Source organism: Actinocorallia sp. B10E7, from assembly GCF_039871655.1.
Lineage (GTDB): Bacteria > Actinomycetota > Actinomycetes > Streptosporangiales > Streptosporangiaceae > Actinocorallia.
This window is the reverse complement of sequence record NZ_JBDPLZ010000013.1, coordinates 48,261-62,891: the sequence shown is the minus strand read 5'-3', so window position 1 is coordinate 62,891 and position 14,631 is coordinate 48,261. Positions and strand designations below refer to the sequence as shown.

The 14,631-nt window shown below is 70.8% G+C and carries 15 protein-coding genes; 6 read left to right on the top strand and 9 right to left on the bottom strand.

The annotated features are described in order from the left end of the window. Positions 1-5: 5 nt before the first annotated feature. Positions 6-212 (bottom strand): hypothetical protein, encoded by a 207-nt coding sequence (locus tag ABGB12_RS31275; RefSeq protein WP_347683489.1) that lies wholly within the window; start codon positions 210-212, stop codon positions 6-8. Between the two features lie 50 nt (positions 213-262). Between ABGB12_RS31275 and ABGB12_RS31270 the strand changes: the two genes are divergently transcribed. Beyond that, complete coding sequence (locus ABGB12_RS31270) at positions 263-1,363, top strand: D-alanyl-D-alanine carboxypeptidase (protein ID WP_347683487.1); 1,101 nt, start codon at positions 263-265, stop codon at positions 1,361-1,363. 18 nt (positions 1,364-1,381) lie between these two features. On the opposite strand, the gene ABGB12_RS31265 is transcribed toward ABGB12_RS31270, so the two are convergent. Both ABGB12_RS31265 and ABGB12_RS31260 read right to left on the bottom strand, forming a co-directional pair. Then, entirely contained in the window at positions 1,382-1,858 is a 477-nt protein-coding gene (locus ABGB12_RS31265; protein WP_347683485.1) for a hypothetical protein, read from the bottom strand. Positions 1,859-1,939: 81 nt separating this feature from the next. Next, positions 1,940-3,223 carry a hypothetical protein gene (locus ABGB12_RS31260; RefSeq protein WP_347683483.1) on the bottom strand — a complete coding sequence of 428 codons (1,284 nt, stop codon included), beginning with the start codon at positions 3,221-3,223 and terminating at the stop codon, positions 1,940-1,942. Positions 3,224-3,328: 105 nt separating this feature from the next. Between ABGB12_RS31260 and ABGB12_RS31255 the strand changes: the two genes are divergently transcribed. Beyond that, a complete protein-coding gene (locus ABGB12_RS31255) occupies positions 3,329-4,273 on the top strand; it encodes a YhjD/YihY/BrkB family envelope integrity protein (RefSeq protein WP_347683481.1) in 945 nt (314 codons plus the stop codon). A gap of 6 nt (positions 4,274-4,279) precedes the next feature. On the opposite strand, the gene galK is transcribed toward ABGB12_RS31255, so the two are convergent. After that, a complete protein-coding gene (galK, locus tag ABGB12_RS31250; RefSeq protein WP_347683479.1) occupies positions 4,280-5,371 on the bottom strand; it encodes a galactokinase in 1,092 nt (363 codons plus the stop codon). Next, complete coding sequence (gene galE / locus ABGB12_RS31245) at positions 5,368-6,318, bottom strand: UDP-glucose 4-epimerase GalE (protein ID WP_347683477.1); 951 nt, start codon at positions 6,316-6,318, stop codon at positions 5,368-5,370. Before galE ends, galK begins: the two co-directional genes overlap by 4 nt. 321 nt (positions 6,319-6,639) lie before the next feature. Between galE and trpS the strand changes: the two genes are divergently transcribed. Continuing rightward, positions 6,640-7,674, top strand: coding sequence for a tryptophan--tRNA ligase (gene trpS / locus ABGB12_RS31240; protein ID WP_347683475.1), 1,035 nt, complete (start codon positions 6,640-6,642; stop codon positions 7,672-7,674). After that, positions 7,667-8,194, top strand: a complete 528-nt coding sequence (locus tag ABGB12_RS31235) for a 2'-5' RNA ligase family protein (protein ID WP_347683473.1) — start codon at positions 7,667-7,669, stop codon at positions 8,192-8,194. Before trpS ends, ABGB12_RS31235 begins: the two co-directional genes overlap by 8 nt. Here the strand turns inward: ABGB12_RS31235 and ABGB12_RS31230 are convergent. Together ABGB12_RS31230 and ABGB12_RS31225 are read right to left on the bottom strand one after the other, a co-directional pair. Further along, positions 8,184-9,377 (bottom strand): GH25 family lysozyme, encoded by a 1,194-nt coding sequence (locus ABGB12_RS31230; RefSeq protein WP_347683471.1) that lies wholly within the window; start codon positions 9,375-9,377, stop codon positions 8,184-8,186. The two genes, ABGB12_RS31235 and ABGB12_RS31230, sit on opposite strands and share 11 nt — an antisense overlap. Before the next feature lie 78 nt (positions 9,378-9,455). Continuing rightward, entirely contained in the window at positions 9,456-10,196 is a 741-nt protein-coding gene (locus ABGB12_RS31225) for a hypothetical protein (protein ID WP_347683469.1), read from the bottom strand. Between the two features lie 126 nt (positions 10,197-10,322). Between ABGB12_RS31225 and ABGB12_RS31220 the strand changes: the two genes are divergently transcribed. Together ABGB12_RS31220 and ABGB12_RS31215 are read left to right on the top strand one after the other, a co-directional pair. Further along, positions 10,323-11,477 (top strand): amidase, encoded by a 1,155-nt coding sequence (locus ABGB12_RS31220; RefSeq protein ID WP_347683467.1) that lies wholly within the window; start codon positions 10,323-10,325, stop codon positions 11,475-11,477. A gap of 77 nt (positions 11,478-11,554) precedes the next feature. After that, the gene (locus ABGB12_RS31215) at positions 11,555-12,133 is read left to right on the top strand and encodes a DinB family protein (RefSeq protein WP_347683465.1); all 579 of its coding nucleotides are present in this window, start codon (positions 11,555-11,557) and stop codon (positions 12,131-12,133) included. Between the two features lie 46 nt (positions 12,134-12,179). On the opposite strand, the gene ABGB12_RS31210 is transcribed toward ABGB12_RS31215, so the two are convergent. Together ABGB12_RS31210 and ABGB12_RS31205 are read right to left on the bottom strand one after the other, a co-directional pair. Continuing rightward, the gene (locus tag ABGB12_RS31210; RefSeq protein ID WP_347683463.1) at positions 12,180-13,169 is read right to left on the bottom strand and encodes a malate dehydrogenase; all 990 of its coding nucleotides are present in this window, start codon (positions 13,167-13,169) and stop codon (positions 12,180-12,182) included. A 160-nt stretch (positions 13,170-13,329) separates the two neighbouring features. Beyond that, entirely contained in the window at positions 13,330-14,547 is a 1,218-nt protein-coding gene (locus tag ABGB12_RS31205) for an NADP-dependent isocitrate dehydrogenase (RefSeq protein ID WP_347683461.1), read from the bottom strand. Between the last annotated feature and the right edge of the window lie 84 nt (positions 14,548-14,631).

Genomic DNA, 14,631 nt, shown 5'->3' with positions numbered 1-14,631 from the left:
GGGTGTCAAGATGCCTTCTTCCAGGACTTCCACCCGATCCTCGCGAGGATCGCGGCGAAGACCACGTTCACTGCCGCCAGGATGTAGTGGATCACGTAGAACGCCGTCGCCCGCCGCGGACCGCTGCCCAGGTTCTTGGCGAGCATCATCCATTCAAAGGCCATGAAGGCGGCCAGGGCCAGCAGGAACACGGCGGAACGTCGAGAAGTCATCCTTGCAGGGTAGGCGGCACCGGGACCGGGACGGTTAGGCTCTCGTCTTCATGGGAGCACCGCACAGAGCCGCCGCCGCGGCTGCCGCAGCCATGCTGACCGTCGCGCTCACCCCCGGCACCGTCGTCGCCGCGCCGGACGCGCGGTTGAAGAAGATCAAGGCGGGGTCGTGGATCATCGCGGACGCCGACACCGGTGAGGTGCTGGCCGCGCACAATCCGCACCGGCGGCTCCTGCCCGCCAGCACCCAGAAGGTGCTCACCGCGGTCGCCCTCATCCCGCGGCTCGGCGACACGACCATGATCCAGCCGACCCGGGAGAGCGTGGAGCCCGAGGGCACCAAGGTCGGCATGACGCCGAAGCTGACCTACAGCTCGGGCGACCTGTTCCGGGCGCTGCTCATGGTCTCGGCGAACGACGCGGCGATGACCCTGACCCTGCCGCAGGGCGGGATGGAGCCGACCCTGAAGCTGATGAACGCCGAGGCCGAGCGGCTCGGCGCGGCCGACACGCTCGCAGGCTCCCCCAACGGCCTGGACGTCGACCTGGGGCTGAACGTCAAGACGCAGTACACGACCTCCTACGACCTGGCGCTGATCCTGAGGGAGGGGCTGAAGATCCCCGGGTTCGTCGAGTACGCCTCGACGGTCAACGCGAAGTTCCCGGCGCTGCGTCCGGCGAAGGTCGACAAGAAGACCAAGAAGAAGATCCCCGCCAAGCGCTACATGATGCCGATCTACTCCCACATCCGGATGCTTCCCGGCGAGTCACGGCCCTACAAGGGGTTCATCGCCGGCAAGAACGGCTACACCAACGCGGCCCGGCAGACGTTCGTGGGCGCGGCCGAACGCGACGGGCGGCGGCTGATCATCGCGCTGATGAAGGGCGAGAGCCTGTGGGACAACGCCGAGACGCTCTTCGACTGGGGCTTCGCCAACGCGGGGAAGGTCGAGCCGGTCGAAACGCTCGTGGCCCCCGTCCCCTCCGCGTCACAGAAGCCGTCGGCCTCCCCGCAGAGCGCCGCGCAGGCCGGTTCGAAGGAGAAGGAGTCGGACTCCAAGGACCTGCTGCTCGGCGCGATCGGCGGCGGTTTCATCCTGGCGGGCGTGGCGGTGCTGCTGTTCCGGCGCAGGCCCGCCCCCGCGGAGTGACGCGGACGGCCCGCGCCGTCAGCGGCGCAGCAGCAGCCGCACCTCGTTGTCGCCGGGCCTGCGGTCGGGGACGGTGGTGTGCACCTCCACCCTTCCCCGGCCCCTGCCCCGGAGCCTGACCTCGACGCTCTCGCCGGACCGCAGGTCGGGCCAGGAGCAGCCCGTCCGGTCGCAGGAGGCGTGGAGGCGCCCTTCGCGGGGGCGCAGGTCGAGGGTGATGGGGCCGGTGCCGTGCGGGCCCCGGTTGTGGATGCGCACGGTGCGGCCGGTGACCGTCACGCGCACGTCGGTGACGGGGGGCCGCGCGGCCGTGCCCGGGGAGGCCTCCGGCGAAGGCTTCCGCGGGGATTCGGACACGCCGGAGCGCACCGCCTCCCGCCGCGGGTCCGGCAGGGACGCGACCAGCGCACACACCGCGGCCGCCGCCACCACTCCGGCTCCGAACGGTAGGAGCGCCTGCCTCTTCGTCTTCGGCGCCTTCGGCGGCCTCGTCACTGTGAGCATCCCCCCGGATTCGCTACGTCATGACGTTAGCGCGTTCCGGAGGGAGGCGAGGTCCTTATCCCGGATCCGTCTTCACCTCTCGCCGTCGGCGAGGCGGTCCCGTATCCGGTGCGTCATCAGCCGTGCCGCCAGCAGGACGGCCGCCGCCGCGCACGAGAGCGTCAGCGCCGCCTCCACCCGGACGAGGGCGGGCAACGGCACCAGGCACACCGCCGCGAAGACGCCGAAGGCGGCACTCCAGCACAACGCGTTCTCGCGGTGCCTGCGCAGCGCGACCAGCCCGGCTTGGAAGACCTGGGCCAGCATGTAGAGGCCGGTCGCGGAGGCCAGCACCACCAGGTGGCCGCGGCCCAGGTCGAACCCGTCGCCGAAGGCCAGGCCCACCAGCCGTGGCCCGGCGACGGTCGCGGCCAGCACCCCGCAGGACGCGACCGCGACGGTCGCGGCCAGCACGCCGCGGAGCTTGGCGCGGAACGCCTCGTGGTCACCCGCGGCGAGCGCCCCCGCCAGGCCGGGAAGGAGCACCGCCTGCACCCCCTGGAACAGGAACAGCGGGATCCGGGCGATGACGAAGGCGGCGAGGAACCGTCCGGCGGTGCCGTCGCGGCCGGACAGAGGCTGGAGCACGACCAGCGCCGCGTTGGCCACCGCCTGGGCCGCCACCCCGGCCAGCAGCAGCCAGCCGAGGTTGGCCGACAGCTCCGACCAGGAGGCGGGCGGGCCGGGGCGCAGCGCCCCGCGCAGTCCCGGCAGGGTCAGCGGCAGCGCCGCCAGCGGGGCCAGCGCCAGCAGCCACAGGTAGGGCGCGGCGGCGTGGACGCCCAGCCCGAGCAGCGCGGCGCAGACGGCCATGCGCACGACGCCTTCCACGCCCATCTGCGCCGAGTACCAGCCGAACCGCGAGGCGCCCGCGTAGACCCCGCGCGTCACGTACCCGGCGGCCATCACGGCCAGGGCCAGGGCGAACACCCACATCGGGGTCCAGCCGCCGGAGAAGAGGCCGGAGACCAGCAGGGGCGACAGCAGGAGGCCCGCCGCCAGCAGCACGGCCAGGACCCCGGCGGAGGCCAGCGCGACCTTGCCCACCAGCGGACCCGTGCCGACGCCCCGGGCCGAGCGGGCCGCGAACGCCCGTCCCAGCTCCTGCTCGAACGGCAGGAAGGCGCCGATCCCGAACGTGTAGACCAGGGTCCAGAGCGTGGAGAGGGAGGCGAAGGCGACCGGGCCCACCGCCCGGGCGGAGACGGCGAGGTAGACGCCGCCCGACAGTCCCAGCAGGACCAGCCCCGCGGCCATCGTCACGGTGCCCGTCCGCACCGTCTGGAGGGGGGCGGGCACGACGGAGGGCGCCGTCATGGCCGGCGCTCCGGAGGGCGTCGCCATGCCCCACCGCCCTTTCGTGTCCCGTGTCCGATCCCGGAACGTCACCGGGCGGGCCGGTCAGGCGGATACAGTCCACTCGTGACCCGGCTGACCGAACCGGTGGTGCAGCGTTTCGAGGCCCTCCAGCAGAAGACCGCCACCAGACTACGGAGCCTACGCACGAAACGCCCTTGGTTCGACCATCTCGTCCGGACTGTCCAGCGATACGACGGCGAGAACGGGGATCAGCTCGCCGCGGCCCTGACCTTCTACGCGTTCCTCGCCTTCTTCCCGATGCTCGCCCTCGGCTACGCGCTCCTGGGCTACGTCGTGTACTTCAGCGAGACCTTCCGCGACTACCTGATCCAGTCCCTGGACGACTACCTGCCCGGCCTGGCCTCCCAGCTGGGCGTCGAGCAGATCGCCAAGGCCAGGGTCGGCGCGGGCGTCATCGCCCTGATCGGCCTGAGCTGGGCCGGGCTGGGCTGGGCCGCCAACCTGCGCGAGTCGATCCGCGTCCTGTGGGGGCGCGCGCCGCGCAGCGCCGGCAACTTCTTCCTGCTCAAGCTCCGCGACCTGGCCGTCCTGGGCTTCCTCGGCATCATGCTGATCGTCTCGGTCGCCGCCACCACGATCGCCGTCCGCATGACCAGTTTCACCGTCGAGCAGCTGGGCCTGGCCGACTCCGTCTGGGCCTGGCTCAGCCTCCGCGTCGCCTCCGTGGCGGTCGCCCTGCTGTGCAACACGGTGATCTTCCTGATGGTGTTCACCCGCATGTCGGGCACCAACGCCCCGCACAAGCACGTCGGCAAGGGCGCCCTGGTCGCCGCCGTCGGCTTCGAGATCCTCAAGACGGCTGCGGCCTTCCTCTTCGGCTACGTCGCCGGCAACCCGATCTACGCCTCGTTCGCCGTCCTCGTCGGCGTGCTCATCTGGATGAACCTGCTGTCCAGGATGACCTTCCTCGTCGTGGCCTGGACCGCCACGCTCGGCCCCATCGAACGCACCGACACTCCCCTCAACCCCGAGCCCGACGCGGCCTGAGCGGGCTCAGGACAGGCGGGACGCCCCCGGCGAGGGCACCGCCTCCAGGTAGGCGGGCGGACGCCACGAACGAGCGGCGTAGGCGGCGTCGACGGCCTGTCTGACGGCGGGGAGCCGCTCCCGGTGCGCCAGGACGATGACAGAGCCGCCGAAACCACCGCCGATCATCCGGCCGCCCCGCGCCCCGCCCTTGACCGCGGCCTCCACCGCCACGTCGGCCTGCGGCCACGAGACCTGGTAGAGGTCGCGCAGCGACAGGTGGGAGGCGGTGAGCATCGCGCCCATCTCGGGGACGGCGCCGGCCCTGAGCAGGCCGACCGTGGCCTCCACCCGGTGGTTCTCGGTGACGACGTGCTGGACGCGCCTGCGCAGCACCGGATCGACCAGCAGGGACAGGGAACCGGCCAGGTCCTTGACGTCGCGCAGGGCCGGGACGCCCAGCAGCCTCGCCGCCTCCTCGCACTCCGCCCGGCGTTCGGCGTAGCGGCCGTCGTCCAGGGAGTGCCGGACGCCGGTGTCGATGACGAGGACGCGGTGGTCGCCCAGGTTCAGCGGGACCCGGGAGGACATCCCGGAGCGGCAGTCCAGCAAGAGCGCGTGGTCGGCCTCGCACAGCAGGGACGCCGACTGGTCGAGGATGCCCGAGGGCACCCCCGCGTAGGCGTTCTCCGCCCGCTGCGCCACCCGCACGAGGTCCCTGCGGTCGGCCTTCACCTCGTACAGGTCGGTCAGCGCCAGGGCCGTCGCGCACTCCAGCGCGGCCGAGGACGACAGGCCCGCGCCCGACGGCAGGTCGGAGGCGAAGCGCAGGGTCGCGCCGCCGACGAGGTACCCGGCCTCGGCCAGCGCGCCGGCGACCCCCGCCGGGTAGGCCGCCCAGCCCTTGACCTTCCCCGGCGCCAGCCCTTCCAGCTCCACCGCTTCCCGCTGCCCGCCCGAGTGCAGCTCCAGCAGGCCGTCGTCCCTGCGCTCGCCCTCCACCGTGATGCCCTGGGCCAGCGCGAAGGGCAGGACGAGGCCCTCGTTGTAGTCGGTGTGCTCCCCGATCAGGTTGACCCGACCGGGCGCGTGCCAGGTTCCCCGCGTCGTCCCGTTCATCGCCGCGCGAACTCCCATGCGTCCCGGACCATCTCGGTGAGGTCCCGCTCCACCCGCCAGCCCAGCTCCTTCTGGATCTTCTCCGAGGAGGCGATGAGCACCGCGGGGTCGCCCGGCCGGCGCGGTCCGGCCACCGCGGGGATCGGGTGGCCGGTGACCTCCCGGCAGACCTCGACGACCTGCCGCACGGAGTACCCGCTGCCGCTGCCCAGGTTGTAGATCTTGTGCTCCCCGGGCGTCGCGGCCTCCAGGGCCAGCAGGTGCGCCTTGCCGAGGTCGACCACGTGGATGAAGTCGCGGACGCAGGTGCCGTCCGCCGTGGGGTAGTCCTCGCCGAAGACACTGGCGTGCTCGGCTTCCCCGGACGGCACCTTCAGCACGTTCGGGACGAGGTGCGTCTCGACCAGGTGCCGCTCGCCGTAACGCCCGTAGGAGCCCGCGACGTTGAAGTACCGCAGCGACACCCCGGCGAACCCGTACAGCCGCGCGTACTCGGTGAGCGTCACGTCGATGGCGAGCTTCGTCTCCCCGTACGGGTTGGTGGGCCGGGCGGGGTCCGTCTCCAGGATCGGCGTGGACTCCGGCTCCCCGTACACGGCGGCCGTGGACGAGAAGACGATCCTGCCCACCCCGCTTCGGCGCATGGCGTCGAACAGCGCGAGGGACTCCCCGAGGTTGCGGTCCCAGTACAGCTCCGGATGCCGGACCGACTCGCCCACCTGGGACTTGGCGGCGAAGTGCAGCACCGCCTCGAAGCCCCCCTCGCCCAGCGTCTCCAGGGCCGCCTCCCGCAGACTTCCCTGGACGAACCGGGCGCCGTCCGGCACCGCGTCCCTGTGCCCGACCGACAGGTCGTCCAGCACGACGACCTCGTGCCCCGCCTCGATCAGCAGCGCGGCGACCACGCTGCCGACGTATCCCGCTCCGCCGGTGACCAGCAGCTTCACATTCCCGACCCTTCGGCATGGGGAGGCGTCACATGGACCATGGCGCGTTCTCCCGCCGTCCCCCCGAGATCACTCCTGGGCATGAAGCCTAACCACACGGTGGCCGGAACCCGATTCCGGACCTCGCCGGAGAACTCATGGGGCGGTGTCCGCGACCAATACGATGTGACGGACACCCCCTGATCACACGTTCCTATGACATGAGCGAGGGTTTCCTGACGGCGGCGCTCGGGCATGTGCCGTCCGCGGGCGCGCGGCCCCGTGCTGATCTGGGAGAATCGAAGTGGTAGCGGCCCTGGCGAAGGCGGAGGAAGAAGACAGTTGACTGAGCAGACTCGCCCCCGGGTACTGTCCGGCATCCAGCCGACGGCCGACTCCTTCCACCTGGGCAACTACCTGGGCGCCGTCCGCCAGTGGGTGCCGCTGCAGGACACCCACGAGGCCTTCTACTTCCTGGCGAACCTGCACGCGATGACCGCCGAGTACGACCCCCAGGTGCTGCTCCACCGCACCCGGGTCTCGGCCGCCCAGCTCCTGGCGTCCGGGCTCGACCCCGACCGCTGCACGCTCTTCGTGCAGAGCCACGTCTTCGAGCACGCCGAGCTGCAGTGGGTGCTCAGCTGCCTGACCGGCTACGGCGAGGCGTCCCGGATGACCCAGTTCAAGGACAAGTCCGCCAAGCAGGGGACGGCGGCCGCGAGCGTCGGCCTGTTCACCTACCCGATCCTGCAGGCCGCCGACATCCTGCTCTACACCCCCGAGATCGGCGCGAAGGACTTCCAGGTCCCGGTCGGCGAGGACCAGCGCCAGCACCTGGAGCTCACCCGCACCCTGGCGGGCCGGTTCAACCACCGGTTCGGGCCCACCTTCGTCGAGCCCAACTCCTACATCCTCAAGTCGGTCGCCAAGATCACCGACCTGCAGGAGCCGGAGCGCAAGATGTCGAAGTCCTCCTCCTCCCCGCAGGGCATCATCAACGTGCTGGACGAGCCGGGCCCGCTGCGCAAGAAGATCATGCGCGCGGTCACCGACACCGGCACCGAGATCAGGTACGACCCGGAGAACAAGCCCGGCGTCTCCAACCTCCTGACCATCCTCTCCGCACTGAACGGCACCCCGATCGCCGACCTCGAGGCGCACTTCGCAGGGGCCGGCTACGGCCAGCTGAAGAAGGAGCTGGCCGAGGCGGCGCTGGAGACCTTCGGCCCGATCAGGGAACGCACCCTGGAGTTGATGAACGACCCGGCCGAACTCGACCGGATCCTGGCGAAGGGCGCCGACCGGGCCGCCGAGGTCGCGGCGGCGACCATGGCCGTCGTCCGGGAGCGCGCCGGGTTGCTCGGGCGCGGTGACTGATCTGATCATCGGGGTCTCGATCAGCATCCCCGAACCCCACGCGGGAGTCCTGCAGCGCGCGCGGGAGGCCTACGGAGACCCGCTGGCCTCGAAGGTCCCCCCGCACGTCACGCTGGTCCCGCCGACCCCGGTGACGGACGAGGAGCTGCCCGTCATCGAGGACCACCTGACCCGGGTGGCCGCGACGACCGCGCCGTTCCGGATCCGGCTGCGCGGCACCGGCACCTTCCGGCCGGTCACCCCCGTGGTGTTCATCGCCCTCGCCGAGGGCATCGGCCCGTGCGGGCTGCTGCAGGAGAAGCTGCGCAGGCCCCCGCTGGACCGGGAGCTCATGTTCCCCTACCACCCGCACGTGACCATCGGCCACCACCTCGACGACGCGCGGCTGGACCGGATGTTCAAGGAGTACTACGACTTCCACGCCACCTTCGAGGTGAACGAGTTCTGGCTGTCCGAACACGGCCAGGACGAGGTCTGGCGCCCCGCCCGGGCCTTCCCGTTCCTCGGCACTACCTGGTGACGGTCGCCTTCACCTTCGCGGTGTTGTTCTTCTTGTAGGGGTCGAGCACGCCCGGGGCGCTCACCGAGATCTTCAGGACGGGCTTGGCCCCGACCGCGAGGCTCCTGGTGACCTTCACCCCGTAGTTGAACTTGATGAGCTGGTCGTCCTTGAGGTTCGGCCACACGCACTTGAGGCCGTAGGACGTGCGCTTGCACGCCTTCGTCCAGATCTTCCGGTGCTTCACGCCCTTGGGCAGCTTGACGTACACCGTCACCTTGCCGCTGGCGTCGGGACCGCCGTTGCCGACGAGGATCGTGTAGGTGGCGTTCCTGCCGCGCCGCAGCTTGCTCGCCTTGCCCTTCACCCCGACGTACGCGACGGGCTTGTCGGCCTTCTTCGCGAACGCGACGAGTTGCTGGTACGTGCCGGGGAAAAGGTTCTGGTCACCGGGGAACTTCGGCTTGTCGTTGCCGTTCCAGAACTGCCAGAAGGTGTATTTGTCGAAGCCGCCGGGCATGGCGGGCGCCGTCACCTTCTCCTTGTAGTTCGCCACCCAGAGCGGATTGGTGAGGTTGAAGGCCGCGGTTCCGTTCGGCTCCTGCTCGGAGGACGTGCAGTTCTTCCACCACGACTGGTTGGTGTAGATCATCGGGTAGCGGCCGGTGCGGACGAAGTACTGGCGGCTGAAGCTCCTCATCCAGTCGATCATCTGCTGGGGCGTCAGGTTGTAGCAGTCCTGGCGCACGCCGTTGACCTTGGGCAGGTCGGCGTACGGGTCCCGCTCCATGTCCAGCGCGCCCGGCAGGCTCTTGCCGTCGCGCACCCAGCCGCCGCCGTTGTTGACGAAGAAGTCCGCCTGGCTCGCGCCGTCCGACCTGTGCGGCGAGGCGAAGTGGTAGGCGCCCTGGAGCAGGCCGTTGGCGCGCGCGCCCTCGCGGTTGACCGCGAAGTGCTTGTCGACGTAGGCGTTCGGGTCGCCGTCGACGGGGCTGACGCCCCGCGTCGCGCGGATGATGACGAACTTGGCGCCGTCGTCGGCGATCTTCTTCCAGTTGACGTTGGGGCCCTGCCACTCGCTGACGTCCAGGCCTGGAACCGTCCCCTGCGGCGCGACCGGCGCCGCCTGTGCGACCGACCCCGGGAGGACCGTTCCCAGCACCAGTCCGGTGACGATCAGAACTCTTCCGGCGGTACGCAGCACACCAAACTCCCTCAGTCGACCCTAGGAGGTGCAAAACAGTAACGCATGATCACTGCCCGCGAGCCGCCTTGGAAGGAATCATCGGCGAATGGATCGAATCGTAGTAATAGCGGAATTGTTTTCCGGGCGGATGTCCCCCGTGAGGTCGGCGCCGACCGTCGCGTAGACCTCGGTCCTCCCCGACCCCGCCGGAGCCTTCAGGAAGAAGCTCCGCCACGCCGACCCGCCCGGCTCCAGCACGCCGATCCGCCGCTCGGCCCGGCCGCTCTCGTTCCCCGCCGCCAGCCACACGCCGCGCGCCCTCCGCGGACCCCGGTTGACGACCCGGACCCGCAGGACGAACCCGCGCCCGGCCACCACCCTCCCCGCCGGACGAAGCCGGACCGCCAGGTCGGTGCCCGGCCGGACCCGCACCACCGACCGGGCGCTGGCCCCTCCGGCCCGCGCGACCAGCAGCTGCCGCCCCCGCGCACCGGGATCGACGATCCCCCAGATGGTGACGTCCCGGTGCCCGTGCGGCGGCAGCGCGCCCAGAGCGCACACCACCCTCCCGTCCAGCTCCCGGCAGCCCCGCGCCAGGCCGATGACCGACACGCCCCTCGGCTTGCGCACCGTCATCCGTGCCCCGGACACCCGGGACCCCCCTGGATTGCGCACCTCGATCCGGTAGTCCAGGAGCCCTCCGGGCCGCACCGCGCCCTGCGGCCGGGCCTCGACCCGCAACCCCAGCGAGGCCCTCTCAGCCCGCGCCGACCCCGACAGCACCCCGCCCAGCACCACCGCGACCAGCACCGCACCGACCCGTCCGCCCCGCCGCATCCGACACCCTCCACTCCGCGATCACGGCGGGCAGGCTACCGATCACCGTGGGTACCGGCGATCGTGACACTCCGTTCCTTGCCGTTCGTTGGCCCCGTACCGCACGAGAACGGCGAGAATGATGCCGTGCAGGAAATCGACCCGATGATCCCTTGGCTCTCCCTCGCCCCTGACGAGCCTCCCGTCCCCGGCCCTCTCGCCGGGCTGAGTTTCGTGGTCAAGGACGTCATCGACGTGGCCGGCCTCCCCACCGGCGCGGGCAACCCCCGCTGGCTCGACACCCACCCCGTGCCCGACCGGGACGCCGCGGTCGTCACCCGCCTCCGCGAAGCGGGCGCCTCCCTCTCCGGCAAGACCCACACCGACGAGCTCGCCTACAGCCTCGCCGGCACCAACCACCACTACGGCTCGCCCCGCAACCCCGCCGCCCCCGGCCATCTGACCGGCGGCTCCTCCAGCGGATCCGCCTCGGCCGTCGCCTCCGGCCTGGCCGACATCGGCCTCGGCACCGACACGGCCGGCTCCTGCCGCGTCCCCGCCGCCTTCACCGGCCTCCACGGCCTGCGCCCCACCCACTCCCGCGTCCCCCGCGACGGCTGCGTCCCGCTCGCCCCGTCCTTCGACGTCCCCGGCCTGCTCACCCGCACCCTCGGCACCCTGCGCCTCGCCGCCGGAGCGCTCCTGGACCCGCGTCCCGAACACCCCGCCCCCCTCTGGCTCCTCCTGCCGGACGACCTGTGGCACCCCGTCCCCCCCGAGCTCAAAGCCGCCCTGTCCCCCGTCCTCACGGAACTGCGGTCGCTCCTCAAGACCGACCGCACTCCGCTCTTCCGGCACCCGGACACGTGGTCGCAGACCGTCGCCGCCTTCAGCACCGTCCAGGGCTTCGAAGCGTGGGCGGCCCACGGCGAATGGATCACCCGCGAGTCCCCCCGGTTCGGCCCCGGCGTGGCCTCCCGCTTCGCCCGCGCCGCGAAGATCACCCCCGCCGAGGCCGCCGAGGCCCGAACCGTCCTCGACCGGACCGCGGCCCTGCTCCGCTCCCGCCTGCGCCACGGCGTCCTGGCCGTCCCCACCGCCCCCCTGACGCCCCCGCCCCTGGCCGAACCCGGCGACCGCACCCGCATCCTCCCCTTCACCTGCCTGGCCTCCGTGGCGGGCGCCCCCGCGCTGAGCCTGCCCGCCGCCACCGTCGACGGCCTCCCCCTGGCCCTGTCCCTCATCGGCCCGCCGGACTCCGACGAACATCTCCTGGACCTGGCGGGAGAACGGGAAGGCTGAGCCCCGGCCCGCGAGGCGCACCGGAAGGCCGGAAACGGGTACATGCCCGGAGACGGAACCGGGGGTCGGAGGGGCTGATGGACAGAGCGGAGCGGTCGATCGTCGACGTGTTCGACCGGGGATGGGCGCGGTTTCTCAGACGGCTGGACGGGCTGGGCGACGAGGAGTACTTCTGGGAGCCCGTGGACGGAGCCTGGTCGGTGCGGCAGAGCCCGGACGGCCGGTGGGCGATCGACGGGGCCGGAGGTTTCCCGAGCGGCGACGGGACGCCGCCGGACCCGATGCCGTTCACCACGATCGCGTGGCGGATCGGGCATCTCGGGCTGACGTTCATCGGGTTCGGGGACCGGCTCTTCTTCGACGGGTCGGTCGCCCTCGACGAGGTGGCGGTCCCGCCCTCGGCCGCGGCTTCGGCCAGATACCTCGAATACACCTACCAGGACTACTGGCGGGAGAAGCTCGAAGAATTCGAGGACGAACGCTGGGCACTCCCCGTCGGTCCCGTCTTCGGCCCCTACGCCGAGCATTCGGGCACCGACCTCGTCCTCCACGTCCTCGACGAGTTCATCCGCCAGTCCGCCGAGATAGGCGTCCTCCGGGACCTCTACCGCCACCGGAAACAGCTCGGGAAGGGCGGCGAGGGCTCCCCCGCATGAAGGAAGCCCCTGGAACCCGGGGTTCCAGGGGCTTCCTCCACCAGGCTCAGATGAGGCCGAGCTCCTTGACGGCGTCGCGCTCCTCGATCAGCTCGGCGACCGAGGCGTCGATGCGGGTGCGGGAGAACTCGTTGACGTCCAGGCCCTGGACGATCTCCCACTTGCCGTCCTTCGAGACGACCGGGAAGGAGGAGATGATGCCCTCGGGCACGCCGTAGGAGCCGTCCGACGGGATGGCGGCGGAGGTCCAGTCGCCCTCGGGGGTGCCGTTGACCCAGTCGTGGACGTGGTCGATGGCGGCGTTGGCGGCGGAGGCGGCCGAGGAGGCGCCACGGGCTTCGATGATCGCCGCGCCGCGCTTGGCGACGGTCGGGATGAAGGTGTCGGCCAGCCACGCCTCGTCGTTCACGACCTCGGCGGCGTTCTTGCCGGCGACCTCGGCGTGGAAGATGTCCGGGTACTGGGTGGCGGAGTGGTTGCCCCAGATCGTCAGCTTCTTGATGTCGGAGACCGTGGTGCCGGTCTTGGCGGCGAGCTGCGAGAGCGCCCGGTTGTGGTCGAGGCGGGTCATCGCGGTGAACCGCTCGGCCGGGACGTCCGGGGCCGCCGCGGAGGCGATCAGGGCGTTGGTGTTGGCCGGGTTGCCGACGACCAGGACGCGGATGTCGTCCGCGGCGCCGTCGTTGATCGCCTTGCCCTGCGGACCGAAGATCCCGCCGTTGGCCGACAGCAGGTCGCCGCGCTCCATGCCCTTGGTGCGGGGGCGGGCGCCCACCAGCAGCGCCACGTTCGCGCCGGCGAACCCGTCGGTCGGGTTGTCGAAGATGTCGATCCCGGCGAGCAGCGGGAACGCGCAGTCGTCCAGCTCCATCGCGGTGCCCTCGGCGGCCTTGACCGCCTGGGGAATCTCCAGCAGCCGCAGCTTCACCGGTACGTCGGCGCCCAGCAGCTGGCCGGACGCGATGCGGAACAGCAGGGCGTAGCCGATCTGGCCGGCCGCGCCGGTGACGGTGACGTTGACAGGGGTGCGGGTCATTCGCTCACTCCAAGAAGGGCGGGATCTCTCGGTATCGAGATACTGCGCCTCTCAGGCTATCGTCCCAGCACACGCGAGAAGCCGCGCACCCCCGTGAGGTGCGCGGCTTCTTCCCCGCACGTGCGGGGACAACAAACAACTACGCCATGTTACCGCGCCATTACTGACCGATCTTCTTCTGCAGGTTGACGTCGAGGGCGTGGAGGAACTCCTCCGTGGTCAGCCACGGGGTCCCCTCACCGACGAGCAGCGCCAGGTCCTTGGTCATCTGACCGTTCTCGACGGTCTCGACGCAGACCTCTTCGAGCTTCTGGGCGAAGGCGCTGACCTCGGGGGTGCCGTCCAGCTTGCCCCGGTGCGCCAGGCCGCGGGTCCACGCGAAGATCGACGCGATCGGGTTGGTGGAGGTGGGCTTGCCCTGCTGGTGCTGGCGGTAGTGCCGGGTCACGGTGCCGTGCGCCGCCTCGGCCTCGACGGTCCGGCCGTCGGGGGTCATCAGCACGGAGGTCATCAGGCCCAGCGAGCCGAAGCCCTGCGCGACGATGTCGGACTGGACGTCGCCGTCGTAGTTCTTGGTCGCCCAGACGAAGCCGCCGTCCCACTTGAGCGCCGCGGCGACCATGTCGTCGATCAGGCGGTGCTCGTAGGTGATGCCGGCGGCGTCGAAGTCGGCCTTGAACTCGGCGTCGAAGATCTCCTGGAAGATGTCCTTGAAGCGGCCGTCGTAGGCCTTGAGGATCGTGTTCTTCGTGGACATGTACAGCGGGAACTTGCGGTCCAGGGCGTAGCGCATGGTGGCGCGGGCGAAGTCCCGGATCGAGTCGTCGAAGTTGTACATGCCCATGGCGACGCCGCCGCCGGTGAACTTGGCGACCTCGAACTCCATCGGCTCCGAGCCGTCCTCGGGCACGTAGGAGATGGTCACGGTGCCGGGGCCGGGGACCACGAAGTCGGTGGCGCGGTACTGGTCGCCGTGGGCGTGGCGGCCGATGATGATCGGCTTGGTCCAACCGGGCACCAGACGCGGGATCGTCTGGACGACGATCGGCTCGCGGAACACGACGCCACCGAGGATGTTGCGGATCGTTCCATTGGGGGAACGCCACATCTTCTTCAGCCCGAACTCTTCGACGCGCGCTTCGTCGGGGGTGATGGTCGCGCACTTGACGCCGACGCCGTACTGCTTGATGGCGTTGGCGGAGTCGACGGTGACCTGGTCGTCCGTGGCATCCCGGTTCTGGATGCTGAGGTCGTAGTACTTCAGGTCGACGTCGAGGTAAGGCAGGATCAGCTGGTCCTTGATGAACTGCCAGATGATCCGGGTCATCTCGTCGCCGTCGAGCTCGACGACCGGTCCCTCTACTTTGATCTTGGGCATGGCTGGTGGCTTCCCTTTCCTCGCCCCTGCGGTCCCTTGTAAGGCTCATGGGGAGGGTATCGAAGGGGTGTCAGAGGTCTAGAC